Origin of the sequence: Chryseobacterium sp., from assembly GCF_008014695.1 — a bacterium.
Taxonomy (GTDB): Bacteria; Bacteroidota; Bacteroidia; order Flavobacteriales; family Weeksellaceae; genus Kaistella.
This window is the reverse complement of sequence record NZ_VOXE01000002.1, coordinates 267495-284920: the sequence shown is the minus strand read 5'-3', so window position 1 is coordinate 284920 and position 17426 is coordinate 267495. Positions and strand designations below refer to the sequence as shown.

Here is a 17426-nt window from a genome sequence, read left to right as displayed (position 1 = left end):
TGACTCAGCCAATCCGAACGGAGGTCATGCTGAGGCTTCCGGCAATAAGTTCATCATTGAAGAGGGAAATAGTGTCTGACTTCTCCTTTAAACCTAACGAATAGATAAGCGGCAGATAATGATCAGGCGAGGGCACTGCGGTCTGCATGAAAGTTCCCTGTCTTTCGTACTCGATCAGATTCCGGTAATTGCCGTCGAGAAGCCAGTTGTTGGTCTTTTCGCGGGCTTCAAATGCCCAGTCGTAACCGTAACCCACTGTATTGATGTGTCGGAAATCTACCATACGCAAATTGTGCACAATATTCCCGCTCCCGATGATCAGAATGCCCTTTTCCCTGAGTTTCTGCAACCTTGCAGCAAGATCGAAATGATGTTGTGGTGGTTTGGTGTAATCAATACTCAGTTGGATCACAGGAATTTCGGCATTGGGATAGAGATGTCTAATGACGCTCCACGCTCCGTGGTCGAGACCCCAATTGTGGTCTTCTTCCACCACATCCGGCAGAAGCAGTGTGGCGGTTTGTGTAGCCAGTTCAGGATTTCCCGGCGCCGGATATTGTACAGAGAAAAGTTCTTCCGGAAATCCGTAAAAATCATGAATGGTTTTCGGCATTTCCATAGCCGTAACGAAGGTCCCGTTCGTGAACCAGTGCGCTGAAACACACAGGATGGCGTTGGGTTTAGGGATTTCTTTCGAAATATTCCTGAAACCCTGTACAAACTGGTTTTCTTCAATGGCATTCATCGGCGAACCGTGGCCGAGAAACAGCACAGGCATTTTTTCTGTCTTTTGGAATCCGTCGGAAATTTTAGATAAATCGTTGATGTTCATAATATTCTTTAAAAAAACAAGGTTCACCGCAGTATTACCGGGTGAACCTTAAGAATTATACTGTGAATTGTTTAGGCTTTCACAAACTGCAGTTCACCTGCAACTTTCACTTCATCAGAAACCATTACGCCGCCTGCTTCCAGGGCTGCGTTCCAATTCAGTCCGAAATCGCTTCTTTTGATTTTGCCCTCAAAAGAAAAACCAGCTTTTGTATTTCCCCACGGATCTACGTTGATTCCGCCAAAATCTACATTCAGTTTTACAGGTTTTGTCACGCCGTTAACGGTTAAGTTTCCTGTAACCTCATCATTCAAAGCATCAGATTCAAAAGTAATGGTTGGGTTTGCAGCTGCGTTGAAAAATTCTTCGCCTTTTAAATGTGCATCACGGTCTGCATTGTTTGTATCTACAGAATCGGTGTGAATGGTTGCGGTCGTTTTTGCGTTTTTAAAAGTGTCATCTTCCGCATTTATTTCTGCTGTAAAATTCTTAAACTGTCCTTTTACATTAGAAATCATCAGGTGTTTTACTCTGAAGGTAATTTCGCTGTGGGTTGGGTCTAAATTCCATTTTGTTGCCATAATATTCTGTTTTTGGTTAATATTTAAATTTTATAGTGCAAAGATAGAACTGCCTCTTCGGGTTCACATTGATCTAAGTTAAGAAAACAACTCATTGCATTTGCTATGTAAATTTATTGATTTTAATGCGTAGCTTTTCAACTTTAATAATATTTAACGCAAAGTGCGTGTGTTTTAAAGATTTGATTAAATTACAGGATGAAGAAATGGGTTTCCCTTTTAATGATTTTCAATGTATTTCTGCTGAATATTGCACAGCAGACAGACACTCTGAACCTCAACAACAAACGCTTCGCGTTTCAGTACAAGAAAATTTATGTTCCGGCCGCGCTGATGGCATCAGGAATTATTTTTGACGCAAACGGCAGAGAATCGCTTAAAAATGAAATCGTAGAAGAGAGAAATGAGCATCTTTTCGGATTTACCAATCACATTGATGATTATGCGCAGTTTGCCCCAATGGTGGCTGTTTATGGATTTGAAGTCGCGGGAATGCAGCCCAGAACTGATTGGCAAAACAGAACAGCGATCCTTATTAAAGGTCAGGTCCTCAATCTCGGTTTGGTCTATATGCTGAAGAAAACGCTGAAGAAAACGCGTCCCGACGGGTCTGCGTATTCATTCCCTTCCGGCCACACCGCGAATGCTTTCGCCGGAGCCACAATGCTTGCGATTGAATACGGTGATCAGCACAAATGGGTTCCATACGCTTCTTATGGATTCGCTACCGGAATCGGGATAATGAGAATGGCAAACAACAAACACTATATTTCGGATGTGCTTTTCGGCGCAGGACTCGGGATCCTCTCCATGAAAGTCGCTTACTGGACGCATCAGTACCGGTGGAACCGCAAAAAATCAGAAAAAGATCCTTTTACCGCTCTTTATATTCCTGCAGAATGAGATGAATCCGACGATTCAATTTTATTTCTTATTTTTAAGACCTTAAATTCAATTCATGAAATTTTCAAAAATATCGCTGTTATTCCTGGGTTTCGGGAGTCTTCTCAGTGCGCAGAACCAAAAATTCACAATGGCCGAAGCCGTTAACGGCCTTCGAAGCAATCTCGCCATTAAAAACATTTCCCAGTTTTCCTGGACGGATGATGCAAAATCTTATATTCAGGGAACAAAAAACGCCTATCTGATTACGGAAGTTCAAAGCATGAAAGCCGATACTTTGGTGTCGCTGAGCCAGATCAATAGAAATCTTTCGGCAGAAAACAAACTGAAAGCTTTTCCGCAGATAAAATTCAAGGACCGCAACAGAGGCTATTTTGTAAAGGACGGCCATTATTACTGGCTCGAAAAATCAGGGAAAGACTGGAAGATCAGTGACTGGACTTCCTTACAGGAAGATGCAGAGAACGCCAACGTGCTTTCTGACGGAAAAACGGTAGTTTATACCGTTAAAAACAACCTGTTCCTGAATAAAAACGGAAAAATGACCGCCATTACCAGTGATGAGAACGAAAACATCGTTAACGGACAGGCAGTACACCGTAACGAATTCGGGATCGACACAGGGATTTTTCCGGCGCCGGACAATGGAAAGATCGCTTATTACCGCATGGATCAAAGTATGGTCAACGATTATCCTGTAATCGATTGGTCGGTAACGCCTGCTAAAAATGTCAACATCAAATATCCGATGGCAGGGAATGCTTCACATCAGGTAACTTTGGGAGTATACGACATCAATTCTGGTAAAAAAACCTTTCTGAATATTGAAGGCGACAAGGAACAGTATTTGACGGCGGTAACCTGGAGTCCAGATTCGAAATTTATTTTCGTGGGCGTTTTGAACCGCGACCAGAATGATATGAAAATGAATCAGTATGACGCTTCTACCGGTAATCTGATCAGAACGCTTTTTGAAGAGAAATCTGATAAATATGTGGAGCCTCAACATCCACTGCTGTTTTTTCCCAATTCGAACACCGATTTTATCTGGCAGAGTCAGCGAACCGGCTACAATCACCTTTTTCACTACAGTCTGGAAAAAGGTCTGGTTTCCCAGATTACAAAAGGCGACTGGCTCGTAACGGACATTTTGGGCTTTAACGAAAAAAAGAGAGAAATTTATTACATTTCCACCCAGGAAACCCCGTTGGAAAGACATCTTTACAAGGTAAACTGGAGTAATTTCGAAACACACCGCTTGGATAGTGCTTCCGGAATGCATACCGGAATTTTGAGCAAAGACGGAACGCAACTGTATGACATTTACAGCAATGCGGACGTTCCGCGAAATGTGAATCTCATCAACACCAATAATCTAAAGGCCAAAAATATTCTTGCTTCGGAAAATCCGCTTAAGAACTATAAAAGGCCGGAAATCAAATATATTACGCTGAAAGCAGATGACGGAACCCTGTTGTACGGAAAAATCATCCTTCCGACTGACTTTGATTCGGCAAAAAAATATCCCACCATCGTTTATCTTTATAACGGACCGCATTTGCAGCTTGTAACGAACAGTTTTCCCGCCTCTGGAAACCTTTGGTACGAATATATGGCGCAGAACGGCTACATCATTTTTACAATGGACGGACGTGGATCATCGAACCGGGGAATGAAGTTTGAACAGGCCGTTTTCAGGCATTTGGGAGAAACCGAGATGAATGACCAGCTGAAAGGTGTAGATTACCTTAAATCGCTTCCTTATGTAGATGCTCAGAAACTTGGAATTCACGGCTGGAGTTTCGGTGGGTTTATGACGACAAACTTTATGCTGAAACATCCTGATGTCTTTAAAGTTGCTGTTGCAGGCGGCCCGGTGATTGACTGGAGCATGTATGAAATCATGTATACCGAAAGATATATGGATACGCCTCAAACGAATCCTGAGGGCTATAAACAGGCCAATCTTCTGGATAAAGTCCAGAACCTGAAAGGTCACCTGCTGATGATTCACGGAGCGCAGGACAATGTCGTGGTTTGGCAACACTCCATCAAATTCCTGAAAGCGGCTGTAGATCATGGCATTCAGATGGATTACTTTGTTTATCCTGGCCACGAACATAATGTTCTCGGTAAAGACCGCGTTCATCTGATGCAGAAGGTAACGGATTATTTTGATGAATATCTGAAAAAATAATATGAAAAAAACTGCAATACTTTTCATCTTTTGTAGTCTGCCCTACTTCGCACAAAATCTTCAAAAAGTTGCTGAGGATATTAAAAATGAGGGAGTGCAAATATACCGAAGTGAAATGGCTTCATGGAATGGAACTGACTTGTTTTTAACTAATTTCAAAGAAAAAGAAAATATTGGAGGCTACTTTTCATATCTTGAAAATGACATTCCCAGATGTATCTTTTTTTCAAAAGACAATAAAGTGATTGGAACAATTATTTTCCCAACTAACTATAAACCTGAAAACGCGAAGCTGGATTTAACAGTGAGGGAATTTAGTGATGTAGAAAAAGAATATGCTGCTATTCGCCAAAAAGCCTTGACTCACATAAATAATGATACCATATTCAAACGTTACAACAATACTAATCTCAATCTTGTCCCAATAATTAATCCTAAAGAAAAAAAAGTTTTTGTTTTAACTGGACCTTCAGTGAATGGTGTAATGGTTTTGGGGAACGATTATGTTATCACCTTTAATAAGAAAAATGAAATTAAAAAAGTTGAAAAACTCCATAAAGGAATTATTGTGCATTCAAACGCTGAGATCCCAAAAGAAAGTATTCCAGAAGGTGGTTCTCATACCCATGTTTTAGAAGATTGGCCATATATAACTTCTACTGATGTTTGCACACTAATGCTGTATTCGAATTCCTTCGGAATAAAAATTTACAGCGTTATTTCAGAAAAATACACCAGTATATGGAATGCAGAGGGAAATAAATTAGTTATTATCACAAACGATGCGATGAAGAGAATTCAAGAGGATCAAAAGAAACGTCATCCATAAAAAAAAACCGCTCATTAATTTGAGCGGTTTCTTTTTGAGATGAATCTTTATTTGATAAATCCTTTGTTTCTCAGAAGCGGCTTAATGTCCGGCGCTTTTCCGGTAAAATCCTTAAACGCCTGATTCAGGTCCACCGAATTTCCTACCGAAAGAATGTATTTTCGGAAACGGTCTCCGTTTTCCCTCGTCATTCCACCGTGTGTAGAAATATACTCCCATGCATTGGCATTTAAAAGATCACTCCACATATAGGCATAATATCCTGCAGAATAACCGCCGCCCCAGATGTGTGCAAAATATGGTGTATGGTATCTTGGTGGCACCTCTTTCAGGTTGAAACCATATTTGTTCAGTACGTCTTTTTCAAATTCCAGAGTGGGTTTGAACTGCGATTCATCAGTTACCGAATGCCAGTTCATATCTAAAGTGGCTGCAGAAACAAGTTCTGTTGTCGCATATCCCTGATTGAAGTCTCCCGCTTTCTTGATTTTATCTACCAAAGACTGCGGCATGGGCTGCTTGGTTTGGTAATGAAGGGCATAATTTTTCAGCACAGAAGGTTCGAGAGCGAAAAATTCGTTGATCTGTGATGGAAATTCCACAAAATCTCTTGGCGTATTGGTTCCTGAAATCGAAATATATTTTTGGTCAGCAAAAAGTCCGTGAAGCGTGTGGCCAAACTCATGAAACATCGTGGAAACATCGTCATATGATATTAGAGAAGGCTTTCCTTCGGCCGGTTTCTGAAAATTGAAAACATTCACGATCACCGGTTTCTGTCCCAAAAGATGCGACTGTTCCACGAAATTGCTCATCCACGCGCCGCCATTTTTATTGTTTCTGGTGTAAAAATCAAGGTAATAAATGGCCAGTGACTTTCCGTCGCGGTCAAAAACTTCATAAGCGGTCACATCGGGATGATAAACCGGCAGATCTTTCCTTTCTTTAAAAGTGATTCCGTAGAATTTCTCGGCAGCAAAGAAAACGCCCTTCTGCAATACAGTTCTGACCTCAAAATAAGGTTTGATCTGGTTTTCGTCGAGATCGTATTTTGCTTTCCGAACCTGCTCCGAATAAAAGTTCCAGTCCCATGGCTCAACGGTAAATCCACCTTTTTGCTCATCGATCAGGGCCTGAATTTCATCGCTTTCTCTTTTTGCAGTTGCTACAGCCGGTTTAGCCAGCTGTGCAAGAAGGTTCATAGCATTTTCAGGATTTTTAGCCATCTGATCCTGCAGTTTCCATTCGGCAAAAGATTTTTTTCCGGAAAGATGTGCTTTTTCCATGCGCAGTTTCGCCTGTCTTTCCAGAATGTTGCGGGTATCGTCTGCATTCCCTTTTTCCGCGCGGTACCATGAAGCTTTAAACAATTTTTCCCGCGTTGCACGGTTTTTCAGATTCTGAAGCAGCGGCTGTTGGGTGGTATTGAGTAAAGTGAGGAGGTATTTTCCTTCATGACCTGCAGTTTTAGCGTCAGCAGCAGTTGCAGCAATTTCGTCTGCAGAAAGTCCGTCGAGTTCTCTAACATCCGAAATCAGAACTGCTCCGTTTTTACGTGCATCGAGAAGTTTATTGGAAAACTGGGTAGAAAGTGTGGCCAGTTCCTCGTTAATTTTCTTAACTTTTTCTTTATTCTCGGCGGAAAGATTGGCGCCGGCGATTTCAAAATTCGTTTTGTACAGTTCCAGAAGCCTTTTTTCTTCTGAACCTAAATTTCCGGTATTGATCCCCTTGATGCGGGAGTATATTTTTTCATTCAGATAAATTTTATCCGAAAGTCCCGAAAAAATTGGTGCATATTCCTCTTCCAGTTTCTGTAAAGTGGGGTTTGTATTGGAACCGGTAAGGTTAAAAAAGACAATTTGCGCCCGTTTCAAGACTTCGCCGCTCGTTTCCAAGGCAAGAATGGTGTTTTCAAAAGTCGGCGCAGCAGTGTTATTGGCAATCTTTTCAATTTCGGCAAGCTGAACTTTCATTCCGTAATCGAAAGCCGGTTTAAAATGTTCATCTTTTATTTTATCGAATTCCGGCGCCTGATATTGAAGAGCACTTTTCTTCATAAATGGGTTTGAAGTCATTTCGGGGCTAACAGAAATAGATTCAGGAGCTGATGTTTGAGGATTTTTCATAGTTGAACAGGAAACTCCCAATCCGAGTGCGGACAGGAAAAATAAGGAGGTAATATTTTTCATTCTTAAGGTGTTGTATTTTTTTAAAGCATTAAAGATACAATTTAGATTTGTTTTATTAAATTTATACCTTAAAAATACCACCATGAAAACACAGATTCTGGCTCTACTTGCAATTGCTTTAACCGCAAATTCCTGCGGCAACGGCAAAAATGATTCGGTAAGTTTTGGCCCCTTTGGCAAAAGCATTGAGGGAAAAGGACCGATTCGGGAGAAAACCTATCCCGGAAATTTTGATGAGATAAAGGTTTCACAGTCCATTCAGGCTGAAGTGATTAAATCTGATGTAGAAAAGGTAGTCATTTCGGCGCCTTCCGATATTCTGGATGAAATTCTGGTGGATAATGTTGCCGGCAAGATTCATATTCATTTCAAACCCAGCCTAAATATTTCCGCCCAAAAAGTCTCGGCAAAGATTTATGCGAAGGATTTCTCTAAAATTGAAGCGAGTTCTTCGGCAAACATCCTCGTGAAAAACAAATTCACGCAGGACAGAACTGATATTGAAGTATCGAGTTCAGCCAATATCGAAGGGAATTTCGAAGCAAATAATATGGAAGTTGATGTTTCAAGCTCAGGAAATTTCACAGGCAAAATATGGGCGGTTGATTTAAGTGCAGAAGTAACTTCGTCGGGTGAAATCAATCTTTCCGGTGAGGCGAAGAATGCAGAAATGGATGCTTCTTCATCTGGAACACTCAACGCTCGGAATCTGGTTGCAGAAAATGCAGATTTACAGGCATCGAGCGGCGGAAATGTAAGCCTTTCGGTTTCGCGACAGCTGACTGCATCGGCAAGTTCTTCCGGAGATATCGCTGTTTCCAAAAAAGGCAATCTGAATGTGATCAGCCAAAAAGAAAGCAGTGGCGGAAGCATTTTGGTACAGTGATAAAAATTGCTCATCTCGAAATTAGCTGTATAGAAATTTCATTTTCAAAAAACTAAAAAATTAAACCGTAAATATTTGTCTAACAGAAAAATTCTTCGTTATTTTGCACTCTCAAATATTTAGTAGTAATAAAAGAACATCGAGATATGTCAAGAATTTGCCAAATAACAGGAAAGCGTGCAATGGTAGGAAACAATGTTTCTCACGCTAATAACAAAACGAAGCGTCGTTTTGAAATTAACTTATTGGAGAAGAAATTTTACCTTCCGGAGCTGGAAAAATCTGTAACCTTAAAAGTTACTGCACACGGATTGAGAATTATCAACAAGATTGGTATTGAAGAAGCGTTGGAAAGAGCAACAAGAAACGGATTTATAAAAATTAAAAAGTAATGGCTAAAAAAGGTAACAGAGTTCAGGTAATTTTAGAATGTACTGAGCATAAAGAAACCGGTGTAGCAGGAATGTCAAGATACATCACCACTAAAAATAAAAAGAACACCACAGAAAGATTGGAACTTAAAAAATTCAATCCGGTTCTTAAAAAATATACCCTACACAAAGAAATCAAGTAATTTTTTAAAACAATAAAAAATGGCAAAGAAAGTAGTAGCAACGCTTCAGGGCGGTGCAGGTTCAAAAAAAATGACTAAGGTTGTGAAGATGGTGAAGTCCGCTAAAAGTGGTGCTTACATTTTCGAAGAAAAAGTAATGAACGCTGACGAAGTTGACGGTTTTTTGAAGAAATAACCTCCTCTTTGTAAAGAAGATATAAAACTATCCAAATTTTTTGGGTAGTTTTTTTGTTATCTTTGTTTATAAAACATAATCAGAAATACTGGAATTTAAATTCTAAAACCCGGCATGAGTTGGTATAAAAAAATTTTTAAAAAAGAAGAAAAAGAGACTCTGGACAAAGGTCTGGAGAAATCGAATCAGGGATTTTTTGATAAAATCTCCAAAGCAGTTGTGGGTAAATCCAAAGTGGATGAAGAGGTGCTGGATGAACTGGAAGAGATCCTGATTGCCTCGGATGTTGGTGCCACTACGACAATAAAAATCATTGAAAGGATAGAAAACCGGGTCTTGCGCGATAAATTTGTCGGGACCGAAGAATTGGATAAAATTCTGCGCGAGGAAATTTCCGGTCTTTTACTGGAAAATCCAAATGCGGAGACCGGGAATATCGATACTTCCAAAAAACCATACGTAATTATGGTTGTTGGAGTGAATGGCGTAGGAAAAACCACTACCATCGGAAAACTTGCGCATCAGTTTAAATCAGACGGTAAAAAAGTGATTTTAGGGGCGGCGGATACTTTCCGGGCTGCGGCAGTAGATCAACTCGTCATCTGGAGCGAGAGAGCAGGTGTGCCAATTGTGAAACAAAGCATGGGATCGGATCCTGCTTCTGTAGCTTTTGATACCGTTCAGAGCGCTGTAGCCCAAAACGCAGATGTTGTAATTATAGATACTGCGGGAAGACTTCACAACAAGGTAAATCTGATGAATGAGCTCACCAAAATAAAAAGAGTGATGCAGAAAGTAATCCCGGATGCACCCCATGAAATTTTACTGGTATTGGATGGCAGCACGGGCCAAAATGCTTTCGAACAGGCAAAACAGTTTACTGCTGCAACCGAAGTGAATGCTTTAGCAATCACAAAATTGGATGGAACTGCGAAAGGTGGTGTCGTAATTGGAATTTCAGATCAGTTTCAGATTCCGGTGAAGTATATCGGGATTGGTGAAAAGATACAAGATCTTCAATTATTCAACGGAATGGAGTTTGTGGATTCTTTTTTCAAAAGAACATAACGTATTTTCAGAATTACACCACAAGTTTATAATATTCCCACTTTTAAATCGTTCAAAAACATAATGGCTTCAATTTTGAAAAGAAGTAATTACATTAATATTAACATTTAAAATTTAAAACTATGGGAATTTTAGCTTGGATCATTTTTGGTCTTATTGTTGGAGCAATCGCAAAACTTATCATGCCTGGAGCACAAGGCGGCGGTTGGCTTATCACAATTATTTTAGGAATAGTTGGTGCTTTAGTAGGAGGCTTTGTAGCCGGTGCATTAGGAATTGGCGACGACGGCAATCCTTGGGATATTGGAACAATTGCAATATCGGTATTAGGCGCAATTCTGGTTCTCTTCATTTATGGGGCTGTAACTAACAGAAGAGTCTAAACGACAAAATATTAAAAAAACCGCTTTGATTTCTCAAAGCGGTTTTTTTTATTTAAAGTTGATCTGATAAGGCATCTCCATCATAATTCCGCCTTGCTGTTTTGCAGTAGTGATCTGCTCAAGGATTTTATAATTTTCGTTGCCTATCTTATTTCTGATGATTTTTGCAGAAATCTCCTCTCCATTAAGATTTTTGAAAAACTCTTCGAACTGGTTTACTTTTTTAGGATATGCAGCAACATTGTACTTTTTCAGTCCTGCTTTCTGAGCTGCATAGTTTACTGCATCATTCAGACTTCCCAGTTCATCAACCAAACCGATCTGCTGGGCACGTGTCCCGCTCCATACTCTTCCACCACCAATCGCATCGATCTGGCCGAAAGATTTTTTACGGTTTTCGGTTACAAAGTGTACAAACCTTTTATAAGTCTGCTCCACACTTTGGGTCATCATGTGTAAGGTTCCGGGAGTTACACCGTTAATTGCCGAAATCATATTGGAATTGGCATTGGTAGAAACTACGTCTGATCTGATTCCATTTCTATTTGCAAGGTCTTTAAAATAAGGAATAATGCCAAAGACTCCGATAGATCCTGTTAATGTATTGGGCTCAGAATAAATTCTGTCTGCAGCCATTGCAATATAGTATCCTCCGGAAGCTGCATAATCTCCGAAAGAAACAACAATAGGTTTCTTATTTTTCAACTGTTGCAGTTCAAACAGAATTTCGTCTGACGCATTTGCACTGCCTCCCGGAGAATTTATTCTGAAGACTACTGCTTTCACTTTTTTGTTTTCCGCTAGTTTTTTAATTTCTTTTATAAAGTTCACCGCGTAAATATCATTGCTACCTTCTCCATTATAAATCGAACCCGAAGCGTATAAAACGGCAATTTGGTTGTCGTCATCGATATGGTTTTCCTTAAATGAACTGATGTATTTATTGAAAGGGATTTTATGAAGTTTATCTTCATTTTTTACATTCAGTTTCGCCTTTATCAGATTGTCGTATTCCGATTTCTGAATCAATTTGTCAGCAAGTTTATGCTGCACACTAAGATTTGGGATGATACCATAGAGGCTGTCAACAATAATTCTGAAATCCGCGGTATCTATTTTTCTTGAATTAGCCATTTTTTGCGCGTTAACCGACCAGATATCCTTCAGCAGTGTAGAAAGCTGTTCTCTGTTTTCGGGAGATATATCATCTCTTAAAAAAGGCTCTACTGCTGCCTTAAATTTTCCATGGCGAATTACTTCTGTACCGATTCCATATTTCTCGGCAAATTTTTTAAAGAAAACGACTTCGGTTGACATGCCTTTGAGTTCAATCCCGCCGGACGGATTTAAATAATACTTATCGGCAACCGATCCCAGATAATAACCGGGTTGCGTGACTACATTACCATAAGCATAAACAAACTTCCCGCTTTTCTTGAAATCTTCCAGAGCAGCGCGGATATTGTCCAGCTGTGTGAGTCCGGCATTGATATAATCGGTTTCAATACTGATCCCTTTAATTTTATCATCAGTCTTTGCGTTTTTTATAGCTTCCAGAATATCAAAAATCATGATATCTTTCTCCTTGTCAGCCATAGCAAAAAAACCTTGCTGGGCTTCAGTAGGACTGTCAATAATCCTGGTTTTAAAATCCAAAGTCAAAACTGAGTTATTTTTAACATCAGTTTTTTTATTTTCGCCCACTGCACTTACAACAAGTATCATTATAAAAAACAGACAAAATACAGCACAGATAATGATAATTGCTACTATATTTGCTAAGACATTTTTAAAAAAATTTCTCATAATAATTTTTAATTTCCACATATGTCGCACCAACACGTCACTTTGTTACTCGGAAGTAATCTTGGAGACCGAAAAAAAAATATCGAAACTGCATTAAATAAAATCGAAAATAAGATTGGTCATATTTTAAAGAAAAGCGTAGTTTTAGAGACAACCCCCGTAGAATTTGCCAGTTCCAATAATTTTTGTAATATTGCAGTATTATTAATTACGCAATTTTCTCCCCAAAAAATTCTCAAAATTGTAAAAGAAATTGAGGTGGAAATGGGCAGAGTTGCAGATTCAAAAGCAGTTGGCGGTTATACAGACAGGATTATCGATATAGATATTGTTTTGTTTAATGGTTTGAAATTTGAATCGGCTAATCTTAAAATACCACATCAAAAGCATTTATTTGAAAGAAGTTTCTCAATTAAATTGATAAAATGTTTGTAAAAATGATGAGATATTTCTAACAATAATTGCAATAATATAGCAAATACCCAGTTTTATTTATTTAAAACTGCGAATTTTAAGAATATTTGTTTAAAAAAAATCGTTTTCTTGGCATATTTATTGATTATCCACGAAAAGAGTATCTCACAGTAAGAATATATCATTATTAACTTAAATATAAAATTATGAAATTAAATTTAGCAATTCTTGCATTAGCTTTAGCAATTCCTGCTACTGCTTCTGCACAAGATTCTACGGCAGTTTCGATGGGAGAGTATCCAAATACTTACTCTTCGGGTTCAGCGAATGTATCTCCGTTTACCCAAGATTCAAAACGGTTCAATGACTGGTCAATCTCATTCGGTGCAGGTGTTCCCCTGATGCAGGATGCAGAATTACAATCACTGAAATTTGGTGATATGCCTGGAAAAAACGTATTCGGATATTCAGCCTATTTCAGTATTGACAAGGCTATTACCCATGCTTTTGGCTTAAGTCTTCAATATGACAGAGGAGAAACCAGACAGGGATGGTTCAATACCAAAACTGATAATGCAACCGGTTTTGAAATGGGTGCAAGAACGCAATTTGATGCTATCTCATTATTAGGTGATATCAATTTCTCCAACCTTTTAAGAAGGGTTGACAATCACTCTCCTTTCAGATGGGCCCTTCACGGTTACGCCGGTATTGGTACTTTAGCTTACAGAGCTTATCTAGAAACTGCAGCCGGGCAATCCCTAACAGCAGAAATTAAGCCTTTCAATGTTGGAGCTATGTTCGCACAGGGTGGAGCAGGTCTGAAATATAAAATCAACAGAAGAGTAGATGTTCAAGGACGTTTAATGTATGTATTTACAGGTAGAGATACATTCGATGGTTTTGTATATAATAACAGTTCTCTTAATACTGATAATTTCTGGAATGCCAGTTTAGGTCTTTCCCTAAAATTAGGAAAACACGAATCTCACTTGATGTGGCATGACCCATTACAGGAAGTTTATTACAAATTAGACGTTTTAGCTGATAAAAATCAGGACGTAGAAGTTTGTAAAAGCGGTGATGCTGATAACGATGGAGTTTGTGACGATTGGGACAGACAACTTGACACTCCTGCTGGAGCAAGAGTTGACGGTGCCGGTGTTGCATTGGATATTGACTTAGACGGTGTTATTGATCTTTATGATAAATGTGTAACGGTTCCAGGTCCTGTTGAAAACAACGGTTGTCCTACAACTACAGGAACAGGTTCGGGTTTGATTTCTGATGATACAAGAACTTTGGAAGGAATCGAGTTTGATTTGAACTCAGATCAGATTTTACCTTCAAATACGCCAATTCTTAATAACGCAGTGAACTATATCAATTCTTCTGCAGGTTCTTACAGAATTATTGGAGCTACCGATACAAGAGCATCAGAAGCTTATAACATGAATCTTTCACAGAGAAGAGCAAACAATGTAAAAGGTTATTTGGTAAACAACGGTGTTACTTCAAACAAACTGGAAGCAGTTGGAAAAGGAGAATCAGATTTGAAATACCCAGAATGTGATCCTGCTGAAAAATGCCCTGAATGGAAAAACAGAGCAAACAGAAGAGTTTACTTCGAAGCTAAATAATTTTATAAAAATTATCATAATAAAAGCCACGCATTGCGTGGCTTTTTTGGTGCTTCCTCCTACATTCAGTAATTTTACTCCATGATTTCTCACCAGGATTTTCAGAAGTTAAAATTCCAGACCCTTAAGCATTTTTGGGGTTATGATACATTCCGGGATTCACAAGAAGAAATTATCAATGCCGTCATCAGCGGTAACGATGCGCTTGCCCTTCTCCCGACTGGGGGTGGGAAGTCATTATGTTACCAACTTCCGGCAATTATTCTTGAAGGAACATGTCTGGTCATCTCGCCGCTCTTGGCATTAATGAAAGACCAAGTGTATCAGCTTAAGAACAACGGAATTGAAGCAGAATACCTTTCTTCCGAGCTCGATGAATTTGATGCGGAAGTGATCTTCAACCGCTGCAAAAACGGGCTGACTAAACTGCTTTACGTATCTCCGGAAAGGCTGACCAACAAAATTTTTCTTCAAAATCTGGAGGAAATTGAAGTTTCATTTATTACTGTAGACGAAGCCCACTGTATCTCCGAATGGGGACAGGATTTCAGGCCAAGTTATCAAAACATCAAAACGTTCAGGCAGAATCTTACAAAAATTCCGTGCTTAGCACTCACTGCAACTGCTACCCCAAAAGTACTTTTGGAAATTCAAAAAAAGCTCGATTTAAAGCAGTGTAAAATCTTTCAGAAAAGTTTCAGAAGAACCAATATCAATATTTTTTCAGATAAAATCTCCGATAAATATGAAAGACTTCTGAACCTTATGAAGTACAATACCTATGCCGGAATCATTTATGCCAGAACACGGAAAGAAACTGAAGAACTCACGAAATTTCTTCAAAAAAACAAGATCCAGAATGTTGATTACTTTCATGCAGGCCTCTCGGTAAAAGAAAAAAACACAAAACAAAACCAGTGGTTGCAAAGCCAAAACCATGTGTTGATCTCTACAAATGCTTTCGGAATGGGTATCGATAAAGACAATGTTCGCTTTATCGTTCATTTTTCGTCGCCTCCATCGCTGGAAAACTATTATCAGGAAATTGGCCGCGCCGGACGGGACGGTGAAGACAGTTATGCCTTCCTCTTCTGGAATGAGCAGGAACTTCTCAATTTTGATCAGATCCTCACGAATCAGATTCCTAATAAAAAAGAATTTCACAACATTGTATCTTACCTCTACTCCACCTTTCAAGTGGCAGAAAATGATCTTCCCGAACAAATTTTTCAACTCGAGATGCAGCGAATCCAGAATTTCACCAAAACCTCACTGGCAAAAATCAGAAACGTCCTGAATTTCCTTCACAATCAGGAAATCGTTTATTTCAACAACAGCAAAAGCCTTTCTTCGCTGGAACTGAAAATTTCTGCGGACGATCTGGATTTACTTCCGAAAAAAGACGGTTATTTTATCGAACTGCTTTTGCGTAACCTTTCGGGAATTTCTTCACACAAAGTGATGTTCAGCGAGCAGAATTTAAGCAATAAAATAGGCACTGAAATTCATCTGATTAAAGAAAAAATTAAAGAACTTCAGCAGAAAAATTATCTTGAATATATTGATGGTGCAATGTCGAGCCTCAAATTTCTGAAACCACGCGACGAAAGGGCAATTTCAGGAACTTACTGGAATGTTTTTGAGCACATCCAGAAAAACAAACTGCAGAAATGGGAAGAAATGAAATTTTTTGTTCAGGATCAGGACCACTGCAAAATGAAGCTCATCCTCTCCTACTTTGGGGAGAAAAATGTGAAAAACTGCGGAAAGTGTTCCGTGTGCGAGAAGAATAAAGAAGGAATTTTCGGACGGAATGTTTCTGCCGAAATTCTCGGTATTTTAGAAAAAAGTCCGGCATCTGTCGAAGAAATTGCAATCCGTTTACACTATTACGAAAAAGAAAACATCCTTGAAAATCTCATTATCCTGCTGGATTCAGGAAAAGTAAAAATGCTGAACTTCAGAACCTATACCTTGAACAATTAAAATGAAATCACTAAAAGTCGTATTTTTCGGCACCCCAGAATTTGCAAAAAATTCCCTTGCAGCCATTCACAGGTCATCGCATGAAGTGGTAGGCGTAGTGACCGTGGCTGATAAAGCCAGCGGACGTGGACAGAAAATTCACCAGTCGCCGGTAAAAATATATGCCGAAGAACATCACCTGCCTGTATTTCAGCCTGAAAAACTCAGAAACCGTGAGTTTCTGGAGAAAATCAGAAATCTGAACGCTGATGTTTTTGTGGTGGTAGCCTTCCGGATGATGCCGAAAATCCTTTTTGAAATGCCTGAAATGGGCACCTTCAATCTTCACGCTTCGCTTCTCCCGGATTACCGGGGTGCCGCACCCATTAATTATGCCGTAATTAATGGTGAAAAGAAAACAGGGGCGACAACTTTTTTCATCAATGAAAAAATTGACGAAGGGAATATCTTGCTTCAGGAGGAAATAGAAATCCTTTCGGATGAAAATGCCGGAAGCCTTCATGACCGGCTCATGGAAATGGGCGCAAAACTGGTGGTAAAAACGTTGGACGGACTCGCAGAAAATTCAATTCAGGAAAAACCTCAGCGGGAGGTAGAACATCCAAAAAATGCTTTTAAAATCTTCAAAGAGGATGCCAAAATCAACTGGAACAAGCCTTCAGAAGAAATACATAATTTCGTACGCGGCATGTCGCCGTATCCGTGCTCTTTTACAGTTCTTAAAATCGGAAATGAAGAAAAATCACTGAAAATCTATCAGGGAAAATTTGAAAAATCCGGTAGCGAAAAACCGGCGGGAACTTTAGAAATCGATAAAAATAATTTTAAAATTTTTACTCCAGACGGCGTTTATTTTCCCGTGGAGCTCCAGCTAGAAGGTAAAAAAAGGATGAATGTGAAAGATTTTCTGAACGGTTTCAGGAATTTCGAAGACATAAAAATGGCTTGATTGCTCAAGCC

The 17426-nt window shown here is 39.3% G+C and carries 17 protein-coding genes; 13 read left to right on the top strand and 4 right to left on the bottom strand.

Translation table 11 applies throughout. From position 1 onward, the window contains the following. Window positions 1–4: 4 nt before the first annotated feature. Together ygiD and FUA25_RS05745 are read right to left on the bottom strand one after the other, a co-directional pair. Window positions 5–832, bottom strand: coding sequence for a 4,5-DOPA dioxygenase extradiol (ygiD, locus tag FUA25_RS05750; protein WP_147755949.1), 828 nt, complete (start codon window positions 830–832; stop codon window positions 5–7). Window positions 833–903: 71 nt separating this feature from the next. Continuing rightward, on the bottom strand, window positions 904–1413 hold the full coding sequence (locus tag FUA25_RS05745) for a YceI family protein (RefSeq protein WP_147755948.1): 510 nt from the start codon (window positions 1411–1413) through the stop codon (window positions 904–906). A gap of 198 nt (window positions 1414–1611) precedes the next feature. On the opposite strand from FUA25_RS05745, the gene FUA25_RS05740 reads away from it, so the two are divergent. From FUA25_RS05740 to FUA25_RS05730, 3 genes are read left to right on the top strand one after another with little or no spacing between them, the layout of a single operon-like run. Next, window positions 1612–2316, top strand: coding sequence for a phosphatase PAP2 family protein (locus FUA25_RS05740; RefSeq protein ID WP_147755947.1), 705 nt, complete (start codon window positions 1612–1614; stop codon window positions 2314–2316). A gap of 55 nt (window positions 2317–2371) precedes the next feature. Further along, window positions 2372–4513 (top strand): S9 family peptidase, encoded by a 2142-nt coding sequence (locus tag FUA25_RS05735; RefSeq protein WP_147755946.1) that lies wholly within the window; start codon window positions 2372–2374, stop codon window positions 4511–4513. Window position 4514: 1 nt separating this feature from the next. Then, a complete protein-coding gene (locus FUA25_RS05730) occupies window positions 4515–5342 on the top strand; it encodes a hypothetical protein (RefSeq protein ID WP_147755945.1) in 828 nt (275 codons plus the stop codon). A gap of 47 nt (window positions 5343–5389) precedes the next feature. Here FUA25_RS05730 and FUA25_RS05725 read toward each other — a convergent pair whose 3' ends face one another. Continuing rightward, a complete protein-coding gene (locus FUA25_RS05725) occupies window positions 5390–7534 on the bottom strand; it encodes a M3 family metallopeptidase (protein ID WP_147755944.1) in 2145 nt (714 codons plus the stop codon). 82 nt (window positions 7535–7616) lie between these two features. On the opposite strand from FUA25_RS05725, the gene FUA25_RS05720 reads away from it, so the two are divergent. From FUA25_RS05720 to FUA25_RS05695, 6 genes are all read left to right on the top strand, one after another. After that, window positions 7617–8420 carry a head GIN domain-containing protein gene (locus tag FUA25_RS05720; RefSeq protein WP_147755943.1) on the top strand — a complete coding sequence of 268 codons (804 nt, stop codon included), beginning with the start codon at window positions 7617–7619 and terminating at the stop codon, window positions 8418–8420. 146 nt (window positions 8421–8566) lie between these two features. Further along, window positions 8567–8812 (top strand): 50S ribosomal protein L28, encoded by a 246-nt coding sequence (rpmB, locus tag FUA25_RS05715; RefSeq protein WP_147755942.1) that lies wholly within the window; start codon window positions 8567–8569, stop codon window positions 8810–8812. Further along, a complete protein-coding gene (rpmG, locus tag FUA25_RS05710; RefSeq protein ID WP_015806891.1) occupies window positions 8812–8994 on the top strand; it encodes a 50S ribosomal protein L33 in 183 nt (60 codons plus the stop codon). Before rpmB ends, rpmG begins: the two co-directional genes overlap by 1 nt. A gap of 19 nt (window positions 8995–9013) precedes the next feature. Next, the gene (locus tag FUA25_RS05705; RefSeq protein WP_147755941.1) at window positions 9014–9169 is read left to right on the top strand and encodes a DUF4295 family protein; all 156 of its coding nucleotides are present in this window, start codon (window positions 9014–9016) and stop codon (window positions 9167–9169) included. A 114-nt stretch (window positions 9170–9283) separates the two neighbouring features. Then, on the top strand, window positions 9284–10237 hold the full coding sequence (ftsY, locus tag FUA25_RS05700; protein ID WP_147755940.1) for a signal recognition particle-docking protein FtsY: 954 nt from the start codon (window positions 9284–9286) through the stop codon (window positions 10235–10237). A 122-nt stretch (window positions 10238–10359) separates the two neighbouring features. Beyond that, the gene (locus FUA25_RS05695) at window positions 10360–10620 is read left to right on the top strand and encodes a GlsB/YeaQ/YmgE family stress response membrane protein (protein ID WP_147755939.1); all 261 of its coding nucleotides are present in this window, start codon (window positions 10360–10362) and stop codon (window positions 10618–10620) included. A 48-nt stretch (window positions 10621–10668) separates the two neighbouring features. Here the strand turns inward: FUA25_RS05695 and sppA are convergent, their stop codons facing one another. Continuing rightward, entirely contained in the window at window positions 10669–12426 is a 1758-nt protein-coding gene (sppA, locus tag FUA25_RS05690) for a signal peptide peptidase SppA (protein WP_147755938.1), read from the bottom strand. A 21-nt stretch (window positions 12427–12447) separates the two neighbouring features. On the opposite strand from sppA, the gene folK reads away from it, so the two are divergent. The 4 genes from folK to fmt all read left to right on the top strand — a co-directional run bounded on the left by folK (window position 12448) and on the right by fmt (window position 17415). Further along, a complete protein-coding gene (gene folK, locus FUA25_RS05685; protein WP_147755937.1) occupies window positions 12448–12861 on the top strand; it encodes a 2-amino-4-hydroxy-6-hydroxymethyldihydropteridine diphosphokinase in 414 nt (137 codons plus the stop codon). A gap of 185 nt (window positions 12862–13046) precedes the next feature. After that, window positions 13047–14480, top strand: a complete 1434-nt coding sequence (locus tag FUA25_RS05680; RefSeq protein WP_147755936.1) for an OmpA family protein — start codon at window positions 13047–13049, stop codon at window positions 14478–14480. A gap of 81 nt (window positions 14481–14561) precedes the next feature. After that, a complete protein-coding gene (locus FUA25_RS05675; protein ID WP_147755935.1) occupies window positions 14562–16466 on the top strand; it encodes an ATP-dependent DNA helicase RecQ in 1905 nt (634 codons plus the stop codon). 1 nt (window position 16467) lies between these two features. Then, on the top strand, window positions 16468–17415 hold the full coding sequence (gene fmt / locus FUA25_RS05670) for a methionyl-tRNA formyltransferase (protein ID WP_147755934.1): 948 nt from the start codon (window positions 16468–16470) through the stop codon (window positions 17413–17415). Window positions 17416–17426 lie beyond the last annotated feature (11 nt).